17 protein-coding genes are annotated in these 16085 nt (G+C 64.6%); 12 read left to right on the top strand and 5 right to left on the bottom strand.

Annotated features, from left to right (window positions below; translation table 11 throughout):
• Positions 1 to 139 precede the first annotated feature (139 nt).
• Positions 140 to 610 carry a MarR family winged helix-turn-helix transcriptional regulator gene (locus RAD04_RS36095; RefSeq protein ID WP_461627583.1) on the bottom strand — a complete coding sequence of 157 codons (471 nt, stop codon included), beginning with the start codon at positions 608 to 610 and terminating at the stop codon, positions 140 to 142.
• A 98-nt stretch (positions 611 to 708) separates the two neighbouring features.
• On the opposite strand from RAD04_RS36095, the gene RAD04_RS36090 reads away from it, so the two are divergent.
• Together RAD04_RS36090 and RAD04_RS36085 are read left to right on the top strand one after the other, a co-directional pair.
• Positions 709 to 1077 carry an antibiotic biosynthesis monooxygenase family protein gene (locus RAD04_RS36090; RefSeq protein ID WP_026201869.1) on the top strand — a complete coding sequence of 123 codons (369 nt, stop codon included), beginning with the start codon at positions 709 to 711 and terminating at the stop codon, positions 1075 to 1077.
• Positions 1078 to 1102: 25 nt separating this feature from the next.
• Entirely contained in the window at positions 1103 to 1576 is a 474-nt protein-coding gene (locus tag RAD04_RS36085; protein WP_461627582.1) for a hypothetical protein, read from the top strand.
• Positions 1577 to 1740: 164 nt separating this feature from the next.
• Here the strand turns inward: RAD04_RS36085 and RAD04_RS36080 are convergent, their stop codons facing one another.
• From RAD04_RS36080 to RAD04_RS36070, 3 genes are all read right to left on the bottom strand, one after another.
• A complete protein-coding gene (locus tag RAD04_RS36080; protein ID WP_461627623.1) occupies positions 1741 to 2229 on the bottom strand; it encodes a hypothetical protein in 489 nt (162 codons plus the stop codon).
• Positions 2230 to 2395: 166 nt separating this feature from the next.
• Positions 2396 to 2848 carry a DNA polymerase III subunit chi gene (locus RAD04_RS36075; RefSeq protein ID WP_018317550.1) on the bottom strand — a complete coding sequence of 151 codons (453 nt, stop codon included), beginning with the start codon at positions 2846 to 2848 and terminating at the stop codon, positions 2396 to 2398.
• 6 nt (positions 2849 to 2854) lie between these two features.
• Positions 2855 to 4354 carry a leucyl aminopeptidase gene (locus RAD04_RS36070; RefSeq protein ID WP_461627581.1) on the bottom strand — a complete coding sequence of 500 codons (1500 nt, stop codon included), beginning with the start codon at positions 4352 to 4354 and terminating at the stop codon, positions 2855 to 2857.
• Positions 4355 to 4693: 339 nt separating this feature from the next.
• Between RAD04_RS36070 and lptF the strand changes: the two genes are divergently transcribed.
• The 9 genes from lptF (at position 4694) to RAD04_RS36025 (ending at position 14837) form a co-directional block, all read left to right on the top strand.
• Positions 4694 to 5863: an LPS export ABC transporter permease LptF gene (gene lptF / locus RAD04_RS36065; RefSeq protein ID WP_461627580.1), complete on the top strand. Its 1170-nt coding sequence runs from the start codon at positions 4694 to 4696 to the stop codon at positions 5861 to 5863.
• Complete coding sequence (lptG, locus tag RAD04_RS36060; RefSeq protein ID WP_038946522.1) at positions 5860 to 6957, top strand: LPS export ABC transporter permease LptG; 1098 nt, start codon at positions 5860 to 5862, stop codon at positions 6955 to 6957. Before lptF ends, lptG begins: the two co-directional genes overlap by 4 nt.
• Positions 6957 to 9446: an LPS-assembly protein LptD gene (locus RAD04_RS36055; RefSeq protein WP_461627579.1), complete on the top strand. Its 2490-nt coding sequence runs from the start codon at positions 6957 to 6959 to the stop codon at positions 9444 to 9446. The genes lptG and RAD04_RS36055 overlap by 1 nt, the downstream gene beginning before the upstream one ends.
• Positions 9447 to 9515: 69 nt before the next feature.
• Complete coding sequence (locus tag RAD04_RS36050) at positions 9516 to 10439, top strand: peptidylprolyl isomerase (RefSeq protein WP_461627578.1); 924 nt, start codon at positions 9516 to 9518, stop codon at positions 10437 to 10439.
• Positions 10439 to 11476: a 4-hydroxythreonine-4-phosphate dehydrogenase PdxA gene (pdxA, locus tag RAD04_RS36045; protein WP_461627577.1), complete on the top strand. Its 1038-nt coding sequence runs from the start codon at positions 10439 to 10441 to the stop codon at positions 11474 to 11476. The genes RAD04_RS36050 and pdxA overlap by 1 nt, the downstream gene beginning before the upstream one ends.
• On the top strand, positions 11476 to 12333 hold the full coding sequence (rsmA, locus tag RAD04_RS36040) for a 16S rRNA (adenine(1518)-N(6)/adenine(1519)-N(6))-dimethyltransferase RsmA (RefSeq protein ID WP_461627576.1): 858 nt from the start codon (positions 11476 to 11478) through the stop codon (positions 12331 to 12333). Before pdxA ends, rsmA begins: the two co-directional genes overlap by 1 nt.
• 72 nt (positions 12334 to 12405) lie before the next feature.
• Entirely contained in the window at positions 12406 to 13464 is a 1059-nt protein-coding gene (locus RAD04_RS36035; RefSeq protein ID WP_461627575.1) for an alcohol dehydrogenase, read from the top strand.
• A 74-nt stretch (positions 13465 to 13538) separates the two neighbouring features.
• On the top strand, positions 13539 to 13775 hold the full coding sequence (locus tag RAD04_RS36030) for a hypothetical protein (protein ID WP_461627574.1): 237 nt from the start codon (positions 13539 to 13541) through the stop codon (positions 13773 to 13775).
• A 342-nt stretch (positions 13776 to 14117) separates the two neighbouring features.
• Positions 14118 to 14837, top strand: coding sequence for a Crp/Fnr family transcriptional regulator (locus tag RAD04_RS36025; protein WP_461627573.1), 720 nt, complete (start codon positions 14118 to 14120; stop codon positions 14835 to 14837).
• Between the two features lie 113 nt (positions 14838 to 14950).
• Here RAD04_RS36025 and RAD04_RS36020 read toward each other — a convergent pair whose 3' ends face one another.
• Complete coding sequence (locus tag RAD04_RS36020; protein WP_461627572.1) at positions 14951 to 15688, bottom strand: Crp/Fnr family transcriptional regulator; 738 nt, start codon at positions 15686 to 15688, stop codon at positions 14951 to 14953.
• Between the two features lie 158 nt (positions 15689 to 15846).
• On the opposite strand from RAD04_RS36020, the gene RAD04_RS36015 reads away from it, so the two are divergent.
• The gene (locus RAD04_RS36015) at positions 15847 to 16080 is read left to right on the top strand and encodes a hypothetical protein (protein WP_461627571.1); all 234 of its coding nucleotides are present in this window, start codon (positions 15847 to 15849) and stop codon (positions 16078 to 16080) included.
• Positions 16081 to 16085: the final 5 nt, after the last annotated feature.

Below are 16085 nucleotides of genomic sequence, written 5' to 3'. Positions count from 1 at the left end.
TAGCTCCATATGAGCGCATTCCTGCCCGCAAGACCATCAGGAAAGCGCTCATCAGAAGCGCGCAGCAATTGTTCGGCCGCAGCGGCGTTCCGGGAACATCTCGTGAAGAGCTGCCGTGAATTCCGCCGCTCGCCGTGCGCTAGGTCTGGCTCTCTGTCTCGCTCTCGAGCTTCGTCCGCAGGTCCGCGACGATGCGATGAACGGTTTGCAGGTCCTTGACCGCAAGCCCCTCCGAAAGGCCGTTGACCCACGGCGCCTGCAAAGCCATGGCGGCATCGAAAGCGCGCCGCCCCTTGTCGGTCAGGACGACAAGCTGCGCCCGGCGGTGATGCGGGTTGGCCTCGAAAGCAACGAGGCCTTCCCCTTGCAGGTCATTGACGATCCGCTGCACGTTCTGGCGATTGGCACCCAGATCGCGGGCAAGCCAAGCCACCGGCTGGGGGCGCTCCGCGTGCACGATGGCGCCGAGAATCTGCCAGCGAGCGCTCGTGAGCCCGAGCCGGGCCACCAGGCGGTCCCCCGCGGTCAGGAGCAGGCTGTTCAGCCGGAACAGGTCAAGCACGAGGTTCGACAGAGTATCACCGGCCGGCGTTCGCAAGGATTTCGGCATCCGTCACCATAAACTGTTATTGACATCATGATGTCAAATCACTAGGTTACGTATAGTACCACATTGACACCATATTGCCATATCGAACGGAGCTTGCCATGGCGCACCTACGCCCTCTGGACCCTAACTTTCCCATCGAACGTCAGCTTGGCATCGACACCAGCCCCGCAGTGCTGGTGAATGTGTTCACGCTCGACAAGACCGACGAGCAGAGCTTCCTCCAGGTTTGGCAGGACGATGCAGCCTTCATGAAGCGGCAGCCGGGCTTCATTGCCACCCAGCTTCACCGCGCGATCGGCGATAGCCCGACATATCTGAACTATGCCGTCTGGGAATCGACTGCCCACTTCCGGGCTGCGTTCACACATCCCGAGTTCAGATCGAAGATCGCAGCCTATCCCTCGTCCGCCGTCGCCTCTCCGCACCTGTTCGAGAAGGTCGCCGTGCCCGGCATCTGTGTGGCGTAGCTCGCTTCGAAAACGGCAGAACGCGATGACCAGGATCATCCACCCCGTCGCGGGCGCTGTCGCGCTGACGACTATCGCGACCTTCTGGCTCTCCACGGCCCTCACCGAGCTATTTGCGTCGCACGCGAGCATAGCCACGGTGAAAATGGCCATACCCTGGGGCTTCCTGTTGCTGGTTCCGGCGTTGGCGGTGACGGGAGGCTCAGGATTTTTCCTGGCAAAGGGACGACGTGGTGGCGTGATCGGCGCGAAGATCAAGCGTATGCCGTTCATCGCCGGCAACGGCATCCTGCTTCTCATTCCCTCCGCGTTGTTTCTTGCCTTCAAGGCGAAGGCCGCGGAGTTCGACACCACGTTCTATGCGGTACAGCCTCTCGAATTGTTGGCCGGCGCGATGAACATCGCTCTTCTAGGCCTCAATATGCGTGACGGTTTCAAGATGAAGGGCCGGTTCCGCGTTCGCCAACCCGATCGCTTCAACACCAAGCCGATGCTCTGAGGTTCGCGCGCGAAGCGGGCTTCCGATCGGGTCCGCCCACGCTCGCCCGCGTCCTTCAGAACTACGGCATCGATGCCGCTATTCGAGCAGATGGCGATTTACGGAGCAGGACAATAACGCCTCCGATGCGCGCAGCCGTTCCGTTGTGGTGCAGGCGATCCCGCCTACGTGTGCTTCTTCGGCTTCGGCTTGGTCGCCTTCGGCACCGGTTGCGGATCGGGATTGCCCTCGATCGAAGACAGGCGGCCCGACGTGAAGGTGTAGATCCCCGCGCGCGGCCCCGTGGCCCAGGTGACGACGGCAACCCGGCGGCCGGCGGCGTCATTGGAGAGATTGATGTTCGATGGCGCGCCGATGCCGCGCACCACGTCGCATTCGGTATGGCCCAGCGCGACCGTGCCGCCCATCGGCGCCGGCGCCGTCGTCGATGCGTTGGCATCGGCCGGCCCGGGAGGCGGCGCCATGCCGGGACAGGCGCCGTCAGCGCTGACGAGATCCTCAGCTCCGACCGGCTTGTCGGGGGTCAGCGGCGGGGATTCGATCGAGATGTTCTTGATGAACAGCCGGCTCGGCGTGTTGAACCATTGTGCGTCCTTCGACAGCAGATCGGACGCGCCCGAGCAGCCGGCGAGCAGCGGAGCCGCGGCAGCCAAAGCAACAAGAAGCGACCTGGGAAGCTTTTGATGTCGCACGATAAACCAAATTCCCCGCGTGAAGGACCAGCCCTAAGCGATTGTCCCAACATCACTTTGCGGCACGAAGGTGACAAAAGCCAGCATCGCCCGAAAAGTGCAAATTATCATTAATTGCGAAGGACCCCTAATTCCGACGCTGCCACCGGCCCCGCTCGTCGGCCTGCCAATAGGTGACATCAAATCCCCGCTCCTTGCAATCCGTCCAGGCGCTGCGGGCAAGCGCGAGTGCATCCGGATCGTCGCCGTTGAACAGCAGCACCATGCGCGCATAACCCTGCGCGTCCTGCGGCAAGGCCGCATTGTCGACCAGGAATCGGACATGGGCGCCGTTGGGATTGCCCTCCTCGATCGCCAGCACGATCGGCTGATCGGCGGCATCGTTCACGCGCCATGTCGCGTGCGGCAGGAAGGAATCGTCGCGGTAGGTCCATAAATGCGCGTCGAGCGCATCGGCGCGCTCTTCCGAGGTCGACTGCACCACGACGCGCCAGCCGCGCTCGAGCGATTTCTCGAGAAGCGGCGGCAACACGTTCTCCACCGTCATGTTTTGCAGATGATAGAACAGGACTTCGGTCATCTCAGATCATTTGCGCTCGTAATGGTCGGCGACGAGACGGTCGAGCAGGCGGACGCCATAGCCGCTTGCCCAGCTCTGGTTGATGTCGGTCTTCGGCGCGCCCATGGCGGTGCCGGCGATGTCGAGATGGGCCCAGGGCGTGCCATCGACGAAACGCTGCAGGAACTGCGCGGCGGTGATCGAGCCGCCGTGGCGACCGCCGGTGTTCTTCATGTCGGCGAACTGGGAATCGATCAGCTTGTCGTATTCGGGACCGAGCGGCATGCGCCAGACCTTGTCGCCGCTCTCGATGCCGGCCGCCAGCAGGCGTTCGGCGAGCTCATCATTGTTGGAGAACATGCCGGCATGCTCGGTGCCGAGCGCGACCACGATCGCGCCGGTCAGTGTCGCCAGATCCACCATGAATTTCGGCTTCACCTTCTTGGCGACGTACCAGAGCACGTCGGCCAGCACGAGGCGGCCTTCCGCGTCGGTGTTGATGATCTCGATGGTCTGGCCCGACATCGAGGTGACGATGTCGCCTGGCCGCTGCGCATTGCCGTCGGGCATGTTCTCGACGAGGCCGATGGCGCCGACCACATTGACCTTGGCCTTGCGCGCGGCAAGCGCGTGCATCAGGCCGACGACGCAGGCCGCGCCTCCCATGTCGCCCTTCATGTCCTCCATGCTGCCGGCCGGCTTGATCGAAATGCCGCCGGTGTCGAAGCAGACGCCCTTGCCGACGAAGCTCACCGGGGCTTCGCCCTTCTTGCCGCCGTCCCAGCGCATGATCACGGTGCGGCTCGGCCGCGCCGAGCCCTGGCCGACGCCGAGCAGCGCGCCCATGCCGAGCTTCTGCATCGCCCTGACGTCGAGCACCTCGACCTTGACGCCGAGCTTGCGGAGCTGACTGGCGCGGCGCGCGAATTCCTCGGGGAAGAGCACGTTCGGCGGCTCGTTGACGAGGTCGCGCGCGATGATCACGCCGTCGACGACGTGGCCGGCCGAGGCAAACGCCTTCTTCGCGGCAGCGGCATCGCCGACCGCCAGCGAGATGTCGGCGCGCGAGCCGCCCTCCTCGCCGTCCTTCTTCTTCGTCTTGTAGCGGTCGAACTTGTAGGCGCGTAAGCGCAGGCCCGAGGCGATCGCGACCGCCTGCTCGCTCGTCATGGCACCATCGGGCAGTTCCGCCATGATCGTCATGGCGGCCGCTCCGGCGGCGAGCTTGCCCGCCGCCACACCGCCGAATTTGAGGAAATCGTTCGCCTTCAGGCCGGCCGCCTTGCCGGCGCCGATCACGAGCAGACGGGTGGCCTTCACCCCTTCCGGCGCCAGGATGTCGAGCGCAGCCCCGCTCTTGCCCTTGAAGGCGGCGGCGATGGCCGCACGCTTCACGAGTTCGATAGCGCCGCCCAGGGCCTTGGCCGTCGCCGGACCGACCTTCAGACTGTCGTCGCAGAACACGACCAGGATGCCACGGGCGGCGGCAGACAATGGGACAAAGCCGACCTTGATGGCATCGGACATGGGTAACTCCTTCAAAAATCTTGGTCTTTTTGCTGCTCACGGTCCCTGGCCAGGGCCGGACATGAACGGCGATTCACTGAGCCATCCGCACTATGGGCCAGCGCCCCGGCAGATGCCAAGCACCCCCCGTGGCCCCAAGGCCACAATGAGTGAAATATTAACCATATTGTGAGGGTGCCACGGGGCAGCCATTTTGTTGACGGATCAAAGGGATGGTAGTGAGAGAGTGAGCTGGCGGGAGAGGCGCTGGCCAACCTTGGGGATCCCTTAATCGGGGATTGGTTGGACAGCGGAATTTCGGCCGACATTGGGGACTTGGTGGGATTCGTGCGGTAGCGCATGGGGTCGATCGATAGGTATATCTTCCGCACGACGCTGGCGTCGTTTGCGCTGATCCTGGTCAGCCTCACCGGCGTGATCTGGATTACGCAGGCGTTGCGCGGCATCGACCTGATGACGAGCCAGGGTCAGACCATCCTCACCTTCCTCGGCATCACCAGCCTCGTCGTGCCGGCCCTGGTGCTGATCATCTCGCCGATCGCGCTGATGATCGCGATCTCGCACACGCTGAACAAGCTCGCGACCGATTCCGAGATCATCGTGATGAATGCCGCCGGCCTGTCGCCGTTCCGGCTGTTCTATCCGTTCTTCTACGCCACCTGCGTGGTGGCGCTGCTGGTTGCCTTCATCGCGGCCTATCTCGCCCCCGACGGCATGCGGCGGATCAAGCAATGGGATGCCGAGATCACCGCGGACGTGCTCACCAACATCCTGCAGCCCGGCCGCTTCGCCCAGCTCGACAAGAACCTCACGATCCGGATTCGCGAACGCCAGCCCGGCGGCATCCTTGCCGGCATCTTCATCGACGACCGCCGCGATCCGAACGAGCGCGTCTCGATCGTCGCCGAGCACGGCGAGGTCGTGAAGAACGAGACCGGCTCTTTCCTGGTGCTGGAGACCGGCAATCTCCAGCGCTTCGAAGCGGGCAAGCGCGATCCCGCGCTGGTGGCCTTCGGCCGCTACGGCTTCGACATGTCGAAGTTCTCCAACCAGGGCCGCGACGTCACCCTCGGCATCCGCGAGCGCTATCTCTGGGAGTTGCTTGCGCCGTCCGACAACGACCCCGTCTACAAGCAGATTCCCGGCCAGTTCCGCTCGGCCCTGCATGACAGCCTGCTCGCGCCGATCTATCCCTTTGCCTTCGCCGTGCTGACCTTCGCTTTCCTCGGTGCACCCCGCACCACCCGCCAGAGCCGTAATTTCTCGATCGGCACTTCGGTCGTTGCGGTGTTCGGCCTGCGCATGGCCGGCTTTGCCTGCTCGGTGATGGCGGTGAAGTCGCCAAGCCCGGTGCTGGTGCAATATGCGATGGTCATGGGCGCCATCGGCATCGGGCTGTGGATGATCATCCGCGGCGTCGTGGTCGAGCCGCCCCCTGGCCTCATGGAGGCCATCAACAGGTCGAACGCGCGCATCGCGCAGCTGTTCGGACGGCCGGCCACCGCATGAGCATGCTCACCAACACACTCGGACGCTATTTCGCCGGCCGCTTCGTGGTCGCGGCGCTCGGCGTGTTCGCGGGCATTTTCCTGCTGCTGGTGCTGGTCGACTACATCGAGATGGTGCGCAAGACCTCGGGGCTGGCATCCGCCTCGGCGCTCATGGTGGCCGAGACCTCGCTGTTCAGGGTGCCGCAACTGCTGGAGAAGCTGACGCCGTTCTGCATGCTGATCGGCGCCATGACCTGTTATCTCGCCCTCTCCCGCCGGCTCGAGCTCGTGGTTGCGCGCGCCGCCGGCATCTCCGCATGGCAGTTCATCTCACCGGCGCTCGGCAGCGCGCTCCTGATCGGGGTGATCGCAACCGTCGCCTACAATCCGATGTCGGCGAATCTGCGTGAGCTCTCCAAGCGCATGGAAGCCGAGCTGTTCGGCTCGGCGCCGGGCGGCGGCATCCAGGACGCCTCAGGCTTCTGGCTCAATCAGGTGACCAGCGACGGCCAGACCATCATCAACGCCGCGCGCAGCGAGCAGCAGGGCGTCCGACTCACCGGCCTGACGCTGTTCCGCTTTGACACAGACAGTCACTTCAAGGAGCGGATCGAGGCGCGCGAGGCGACACTGGAGTCCGGCCACTGGCTGTTCAAATCCGTTCGCCGCTTCTCGCTGGACTCCCCGCCGATCGACCAGGCCACCCTGGAGATTCCAACGACACTCACCGAGGCGCAGGTCCGCAACAGCTTTTCCACCCCCGAGACTGTGTCCTTTTGGCAACTACCGAGCTACATCCGCTCATCCGAGAGCTCGGGCTTCGCGACAGCAGGATACCGACTCCAGTATCAGAAGCTTCTGGCACAGCCGTTTTTGCTTGCCGCCATGGTGATGCTCGCGGCCTCGGTGTCGTTGCGCTTCTTCCGGATGGGCGGCGTGCAGAAGATGGTTTTGAGTGGCGTGGGCGCAGGCTTTCTGCTCTACGTTCTGTCGAAAGTGACTGAAGACTTGAGCAAGGCTGAGTTGATGCATCCGATCGCTGCGGCGTGGTTGCCCGTGGTGGTGGGCGGCCTCACCGGCTTTTTGGCCTTGTTGTACCAGGAGGACGGTTAGTGACTGCCGTCCATCGAGGACCCGTGTCTCGTTTGACGCGCCGCATCGTGATGCGCGCGAACGGGTGCGGCTTGTCTCTTCGCAGGCTCATGATGGCTGTCGCTGCCGTGGCATCGCTCGGCGCGCTGATCGATGTTGCTGCTGTTGCCCCCGCCTCGGCCCAGAGCTTCACCTATAATCCGCTGCCGCCGCGCCCGAAGCCTCCGAAGGCCGCCAACGACAACCAGATGCTGGTTCAGGCGACCGAGGTCGACTACGACTACAACAATTCGCGCGTCTCCGCGGTCGGTAACGTCCAGCTGTTCTACAACGGCACCAGCGTCGAGGCCGACAAGGTCATCTACGACCAGAAGACCAAGCGGCTGCATGCCGAAGGCAACATCCGCATGACGGATGCCGACGGCAAGATCACCTATGCCGAGATCATGGATCTCTCCGACGATTACCGCGACGGTTTCGTCGATTCGCTGCGTGTGGATACCGCCGACCAGACCCGCATGGCCGCGAGCCGCGCCGACCGCTCCAGCGGCAACTACACAGTGTTCGAGAACGGCGTCTACACGGCCTGCGCGCCGTGTAAGGACGATCCGAAGAAGCCCCCGCTGTGGCAGGTCAAGGGTGCCCGCATCATCCACGACCAGCAGGAGAAGATGCTGTATTTCGAGACGGCGCAGATCGAATTCTTCGGTGTGCCGCTCGCTTACATGCCCTATTTCTCGACGCCCGACCCGACCGTGAAGCGCAAGAGCGGCTTCCTGATGCCGGGCTATGTTTCCGGCACGACGAACACGGGCTATGGCGTCGAGGTTCCCTATTACTGGGCGATCGCGCCCGACATGGACGCGACCATCAACCCCCGCTTCTTGTCGCGGCAAGGCGTGCTGCTGCAGGGGGAATTCCGGCAGCGCCTGATCGACGGCGCCTACCAGATCCGCGCCTATGGCATCGACCAGCTCGATCCCGGCGCGTTCTCCGGGCAGCCCGGCGACAAGCAGTTCCGCGGCGCCGTCGACACCAAGGGTCAGTTCGCGCTGAACGACAAATGGGTCTGGGGTTGGGACGGCGTCCTGATGTCCGATTACTATTTCTTCTCGGACTACCGCCTCTACCAGTACCGCGATCCGCTCGGCTCGTTCCTGCTGTTGCCGACGGAGGCGCTGTCGCAGCTCTATCTGACCGGCGTCGGCAACCGCAGCTTCTTCGACGCGCGCACGATGTACTGGCTGAGCTATTCGGGTAACCAGAGCCAGGTGCCGATCGTCTATCCGGTGATCGACTACTCCAACGTGCTCAACTATCCGGTGTTCGGCGGCGAGTTCAGCTACAAGACCAATTTCGTGAACATGTCGCGTGACCAGGCGGTGTTCGATCCGATCACCACGATCGCGAACACCAACAGCCTGTGCACGACGGCGTCGGCCGATCCGCTCGCCCGCACGCCGTCGCAGTGCCTGCTGCGCGGCTTCCCCGGCACCTACACCCGCCTTACGGCCGAGGCGCAGTGGCGCAAATCCTTCACCGATCCGCTCGGCCAGATCTGGACGCCGTTCGCCAGCCTGCGCGCCGACGCCATCAACTCCTCGGTCTCCAACCAGCCGGGCGTGTCGAACTATCTTCCCGTCGGCGACACCCAGGCGTTCCGCCTGATGCCGACCGTGGGCCTGGAATACCGCTACCCCTTCATCAATATTCAGCCCTGGGGCTCGACCACTATCGAGCCGATCGCGCAGATCATCATCCGGCCGAACGAGACCTATGCCGGCAAGCTCCCGAACGAGGACGCCCAGAGCATGGTGTTCGACGCCTCGAACCTGTTCAGCGTCGACAAGTTCTCCGGCTACGACCGCGTCGAGGGCGGCGGCCGCGCCAATGTCGGCGTGCAGTCCACCACGCAGTTCGACAAGGGCGGCGCCGTCAAGGCCCTGTTCGGCCAGTCGTACCAGCTGTTCGGCATGAACTCCTTCGCGGTCCAGGACCCCATCAACACCGGCCTCAATTCCGGCCTGGACAAGCCGCGTTCCGATTACGTCGCGAGCGCCAGCTACTCGCCCAACAGCACCTACACGTTCAGCGTCCGCTCCCGCATGGACGAGCAGACCTGGAACGTGCAGCGCTTCGAGGCGGAAGGCCGCGCCAACTTCAATCGCTGGGCGGTCAGCGTGCTGTACGGCAATTACGCGGCGCAGCCGGAACTCGGCTATCTGACCCGCCGCGAGGGCATCCTGACCTCGGGCTCCATAAAGATCGCCACCAACTGGGTGGTGTCAGGCTCGGCGCGGTGGGACCTCGAGGCCAACAAGATCAACCAGTATGTGCTCGGTGCCGGCTATGTCGACGATTGCTTCGTGCTGGCGGCGAACTACGTAACTTCGTATAGCTACTCGGCGGGCACCGCGCCGCCCGTCCTGAGCCATGCGTTCATGTTCCAGATCGGCCTGCGCACGCTGGCGACCTCGTCGACGACCAGCAGTTCCGCCGGCCTCCAGTGAACGGTTTGAAGTGCCGGCCGCGCTTGCCCCCATCACAGGCTCGACGCGGCTGACATGCGAGCGACAATCATGACGACCCCATTGCCCGTCTTTCGCCTTCTCCTCGCCATCGCTGCCGGACTGGTCCTGACCGGACTGCCCTCGCCGTCGCGCGCGCAGAACATCGTCGTCATGGTCAACGGCGACCCGATCACCGATTTCGACATCGAGCAGCGCTCCAAGCTTGACCAGCTGACGACGCAGAAGACCCCGAGCCGGCAGGAGGTCATCAACGAGCTGATCGACGACAAGGTGAAGATGAAGGAGGGCAAGAAGTTCGGGGTCGATCCTGGCGTCTCCGACATCAACCAGTCCTACGAAGGCATGGCGCAGCGCATGCGCATCACGCCGGACCAGCTCACCAAGTCGCTCGAATCCAAAGGCGTCCGCCCCGAGACGCTGAAGGGCCGTATGAAGGCCGAGATGGTCTGGACCAGCCTCGTGCGCGGCCGCTTCAAGGAGAAGCTGCTCGTCGGCGAGCGCGACGTCGCGCAGGCTGTCGGCGACAAGCTCCAGATCGAGGGCACCGAATACAAGATGCAGCCGATCGTGCTGATCGTGCCGCGCGGCTCGTCCGCGGCGTTCCTGGAAACACGGAAGAAGGAAGCCGAGAGCTATCGCGCGCGCGTCGGAAGCTGCGAGGAAGCCAACTCGCTGTTCCGCTCGACGCCGAACGCCACCATCCGCGACAGCGTCACCAAGACCACCGCGGAGCTGCCCGAGGCGCTGCGCAAGGTGCTCGACGACACCCCGATCGGCCACCTGACCGCGCCCGAGATGACCAAGAACGGCATCGAGATGGTGGTGCTGTGCTCGCGCAAGCCGACCATGATCGACACGCCGAAGAAGCGCGAGGTCCGCGAGAAGATGTATCAGGAGAAGTACGAGAAGACCCAGAAGGCCTATCTCGACGAGCTCCGCAAGGCGGCGATGATCGAATATCGCAACCGCTGATGGCCAATCGCGCAGCCAAACCGCATACCCTTCCCCTTGCCCTGACCCTGGGAGAGCCCGCCGGCATCGGCCCCGACATCACGATCGCAGCCTGGCTCCGGCGCCGCGAACTGAACCTGCCCGCCTTCTATCTGCTCGGCGACGAGGCGCTGATCGCCCGGCGCGCCAAGGCGCTCGCCGCCGCGCTGGGCGCCGATGTCAGGACCGCGGCGGTGAGCCCGGGCGAGGCCGCTTCCGCCTTCACCGATACCCTCCCCGTGGTCGCCACCGGCGAGCGCGCGACGGCCGAGCCCGGCAAGCCCGACGCATCGAGCGCGCCGGCCGCGCTCGCCTCGATCCGGCAGGCGGTCACTGATGTCCGCGAGGGCCGCGCCGGCGCGGTCGTCACCAATCCGATCGCCAAGAGCGTGCTCTACCGCTCAGGCTTCCGTCATCCCGGCCACACCGAATTCCTCGCCGAGCTCGCCGCGGAAGGCGGCCGCGTGCCGCAGCCGGTGATGATGCTGTGGTCGCCGCGGCTTGCTGTGGTGCCCGTGACCATCCACGTCTCGATCCGCGATGCGCTGGCAGAGCTCACCAGCGAGCTGATCGTCTCGACCGTTCGCATCGTCGCAGCCGAGCTGAAATCCCGCTTTGGCATCGCGCAGCCGCGCATCGCGGTCTCCGGCCTCAATCCGCATGCCGGCGAGGACGGCTCGCTCGGTCACGAGGAGCAGACGATCATCGCCCCCGCACTCAAGACGCTGCGTGGTGACGGCATCGAGGCCAGGGGCCCGCTGCCCGCCGACACCATGTTCCACGAGGCCGCGCGCAGCACCTATGAGTGCGCAATCTGCATGTATCACGACCAGGCGCTGATCCCGATCAAGACCATCGCCTTCGACGACGCCGTCAACGTCACGCTCGGCCTGCCCTTCATCCGCACCTCGCCCGATCACGGCACCGCCTTCGACATCGCCGGCACCGGCAAGGCCAATCCGGCCAGCCTGATCGCGGCGCTCCAGCTGGCCAGCCGCATGGCGGCTTCGCAAAGCTGATGAGCGCGATCGACGACCTCCCGCCGCTCCGCGAGGTCATTCGCCAGCACGCGCTGTCGGCGCGTAAATCGCTCGGCCAGAATTTTCTGCTCGACCTCAATCTCACCGCCCGCATCGCGCGCGCGGCAGTGCCGCTTGAAGACTCCACGGTCGTCGAGATCGGCCCGGGCCCGGGCGGGCTAACACGCGCGCTGCTCGCACTCGGCGCGAAGCGCGTCATCGCCATCGAGCACGACGAGCGGGCGATCCCGGCCTTGCAGGATATTTCCGCGCGCTACCCCGACAGGCTCGAGATCGTACATGGCGATGCCATGACCTTCGATCCCCGTCCGCTGCTCAATGGCGAACGTGCGAAGATCGTCGCCAACCTGCCCTACAACATCGCGACCCAGCTCCTGATCGGCTGGCTCACCACCGAGCCCTGGCCGCCCTGGTACGACATGATGGTGTTGATGTTCCAGCGCGAGGTCGGCGAGCGCATCGTCGCGCGCGAGGACGAAGAGGCTTATGGCCGGCTCGGCGTGCTCGCCAATTGGCGCTGCGAGACCAAGATCCTGTTCGACATTTCGCCGTCCGCCTTCGTGCCGCCGCCGAAGGTCACCTCCTCCGTCGTGCGTCTGGTGCCGCGCGCAGAACCGCTTGCCTGCGATCGCAGGATGCTCGAGCAGGTCGCAGCCGCCGCCTTCGGCCAGCGCCGCAAGATGCTGCGCCAGAGCCTGAAGTCGCTCGGCGTCGATCCGGCGCGGCTCGCCGCTGCCGCCGGCGTCGATGCGACGCGGCGCGCGGAGACCATTCCGATCTCGGGCTTTGTTGCCATGGCCTGTGAATTGGCCAATATACGAACCGAAGAAGCATGATCCGGAAAAGTGCGAAGCGGTTTTCCGAACAAGATCATGCTCAAACAATGAGATAATTTCGGAGGAAGAAATATGGCGTTGATGCGTCGGCAGTCCCTGGTCAAGTTCGATGCGCCGCTGTGCGAGACCATCGTCGACACGCCGAAGCCGAAAGGCGCCGAAGTGCTGTTGCGCATCGAGCGCTGCGGCCTCTGCCATTCCGACCTGCACATCCAGGACGGCTATGCCGATCTCGGCGGCGGCAAGAAGCTCGACACCACGCGCGGCATGACGCTGCCCTTCACGCTCGGCCACGAGATCGCCGGCGTCGTCGACGAAGTCGGCCCTGACGTCGCCGCCGGCCTCGTCGGCGCGAAGAAGGCCGTCTTCCCCTGGATCGGCTGCGGCCAGTGCCGCGACTGCGCCAATGGCGACGAGAATCTTTGCGTGAAGCAGCGCTTCCTCGGCGTTTCCATCGACGGCGGCTTCGCCACCCACGTGCTGGTGCCCGACGCGAAATATCTGCTCGACTACGATCCCCTGCCCGTCAACCAGGCCGCGACCTTGATGTGCTCCGGTGTCACCGCCTATGGCGCGCTCAAGCGCCTGGTCGACCGTCCGCGCCAGCGCAACCTGCTGCTGATCGGTCTCGGCGGCGTCGGCATGATGGGCCTGTCGTTCGCACAGGCGATGTTCAAACAGCCGATCACGGTCGCCGACCTCTCGCCGGCCGCGCGCGACACCGCGCTGAACAACGGCGCCGCGGTCGCTTACGATCCGTCCGAGCCCGACATCATCAAGCGCATCCTGAAGGAGACCGAAGGCGGTTTCGACGAGATCGTCGATTTCGCCGGCAACGAGAAGTCGATGGCCTTTGCGGTCGCGGTCGCCGCGCGCGGCGGCAAGATCGTGGTCTCCGGCCTGATGGGCGGCCAGTTCACGCTGCCGATGGTGCAATGGGTCTACAAGCGCATGACCATCGAGGGTTTCATGGTCGGAACGCTCAACGAGGCCCAGGAGCTGATGGCGCTGGCGCGCGCCGGCAAGATCAAGCCGACGCCGATGCGCGAGGAGCCGATGGGAGATGTCCAGAAATGGATCGACGAGCTTCGTGCCGGCAAGGTCGTCGGCCGCATCGTGCTGAAGAACTGAGCCGCGCGCAGCGGGCCCGACGCAAGTTGGGCCCGCGTGACGGAACGCCTTCGGCCTCGCCGCGTTGGCAGCGCATGTCCATTCGTTGCACCGTCGAAAGCGCATTCTTCATCGCCTGGAGCTGCCTGGAGCAGAGCGGCGAGCTCGGCCCGCCGGACGAGAGCGCCAACGTCCTTCTCGACGCCATCGAAGGTCAGCTCAAAACCGGCGAACGCCGGCAGCTAATGCTCGCCAACAGGGCGATCGACGCCTATCGCGCGCACGCGGCACTGCGCCGGTCCTCGTGGAATCGCGAAGCACGCGTCGGGTGATGATCATCGCCGCCCCTCGGGCCGCCGGCCCAGCGGCGTTTTAGCGGATTGAGGCCGGCGGTCTTCGGGCAAAGCGCACGGAGTACGGCGCTCCGCGCCACATGCTACGCCAATCCGCAAGCCCGCTATGTTCACTCCTGAACAGACCTCGCCAGATCAACGCTGTCGGGCGGAGCCCGCATGCGGCCTCGCTCCTCCCGACTTCCGGAAATCCCTAAAGCCGGCGCGCCAGCATCTCAACTATGCAACGGCCGCTTGTGTGCACTTTGGAACCGTCGGTTCCGCCGCGGAAACGTAGGGTTCTGGCTGGCGCCGATTCCCGGCCAGCCCAGAGAAGAAACTGTGACCGGTCGGCCCCCGAACGATCTGCTCCGGCAGCTCACCCACCAGGATTTCGAACTGCTCGCGCCTCACCTCCAGCCGGTCGAACTCGCGGCGAGCCACGTCCTGCATCACGCCGGTGACGACGTGACGGCGGTGCACTTTCCCTGCGGTCCCGCACTGGTATCGTTCGCCGTGCCGGTCGAGGACGATCGCGAGGTCGAAAGCCTGCTGGTGGGCCGTGAGGGTGCGGTCGGCATTGCCGCAGGCCGCAGCCCTTCGCTCGCTTATTCGCGCATTGTCGTGAAGCTGGGCGGCAGCCTCGTCCGGCTGCAGCTGCGCGCGCTCGAGCAGGCACAGCAGAGATCAGCGACGCTCCAGGAAGTGTTCTCGCGCTATGCCGACTGCCAATTCGCGCAGCTGCTGCAAACGGCGGCCTGCAACGCCGCGCATTCGATCGAGCAGCGCGCCGCCAAATGGATCATCTCCGCGAAAGAGAGTATCGGCGGCGCCGAGATCCCCCTCACCCACGAGCAACTCGCCGGCATGCTCGGCGTCTCCCGCAGCTATGCCAGCCGCGTTATCCAGATGTTCAAGGCAAGGCGCATCCTCGCGACCCGCCGCGGCGCCATCCTGATCCTCGACGGGGCAGCACTCGAAGCCAGAGCCTGCTGCTGCAACGATTGGGTGAGGAAGCATTTCGACGAGGTGCTGGGCGGAGCGTCACCTGCCGATGGCTAAAGCGCGATGCGATCAGGATGCATCGTCATCGCGCTTTAGGTTGTTGTTCAAGCATGATCTTTTCGGAGAACCGCTGCGCACTTTTCCGGATCATCGTTAGCATCTTTGCGGCCTCACGCCTCCGGTGGCGACTGGCGCTTCAGATGCAGATAGGCCGGGCTGAAATCGCCGAGCCGCTGCAGCTCACGCCATTTCAGGACGATGAGCTCCCCGTCGCGCAGATCCATGGCGCCGCCCCGCCTGAGGTCAGCGAGCGTCCGGTTCACCGTCGCGATCGCCATGCCCAGCGTCTCGCCGAGCTGCACCAGGCTGATCGGCAGGCGGAAGCGATTGCCGCGGACGAGCTGCGCGGCCCGGGCGCGGTAGAACAGCTCGCAGAACAGGTGCGCCATGCGCGCCTGCATCGGCCGGGCGCTGTTGTTGGTGATGGCCTCGCGAAAGATCGAGGCATCGAGCAGCGTCTCGCGCCAGACCGAGAGCGCGAAAGTGGGCCGGCGCCGGAAGGCTATGAACAATTCGCGATGCGGGATGAAGGCGACCGACGCCTGCCCGAGCGCGGAGAGCCCATGGTCCATCTGGTCGATGAACAGGCCCTGGGAGTCCGGCAGGTCACCGGAGATATGGAACGCGAGATATTGCCGCCCCCCGCTGCCGAGCAGATGGTAACGCGCCACCATGCCGGAGACGACCAGTGCCGAATGTTCGGGCTCGTCACCCTGGCGGATGAAATCCTCGTTGGGCGCGACATCGCGCTGCGTGAAGGTGAGCGCGCGGATCTCGTCGAGATCCTCCCCGGTGAGCGCAGTGTGCTCGCTCAGGTTCCGGATCAGCACGTCGTGGGCTTTTTCCATGAGACCACCAAAAATCGCGCCGAATCTATCAAATGATACTTCTGGCCCTGGTTCAGCGGACTAGAACGCGAGACGGACGCACTGGTTGCTAATCCGTTTGCGATCGTTCGGGTCGCACCCACCATCACCTCGATCACCAACCGAGCCCGGCCCTTCTCATGAGCCCTACGACAATCCTGGAGCGCATCCGCGGCCTGTTCGCATCCGATACCGGCGAACACCTCGACTGCATCAGCGATGCCTTCAAGAACGGCACGCTACGCGAGCCGGCGCATCCGATGTCGGATCAGGAACTCGCCCACGCCATCCGCGAGTTCCGCAGCACTGAGGTCTCCGACGGGACCATCGCAAAGCTCTCGCGGCGCTTCATCGAAGTGCCGCGAGACTGCTGAAGCAC

The organism is Bradyrhizobium sp. 25ACV (genome assembly GCF_054863005.1).
This window is presented reverse-complemented; position numbering and strand designations above follow the sequence as displayed.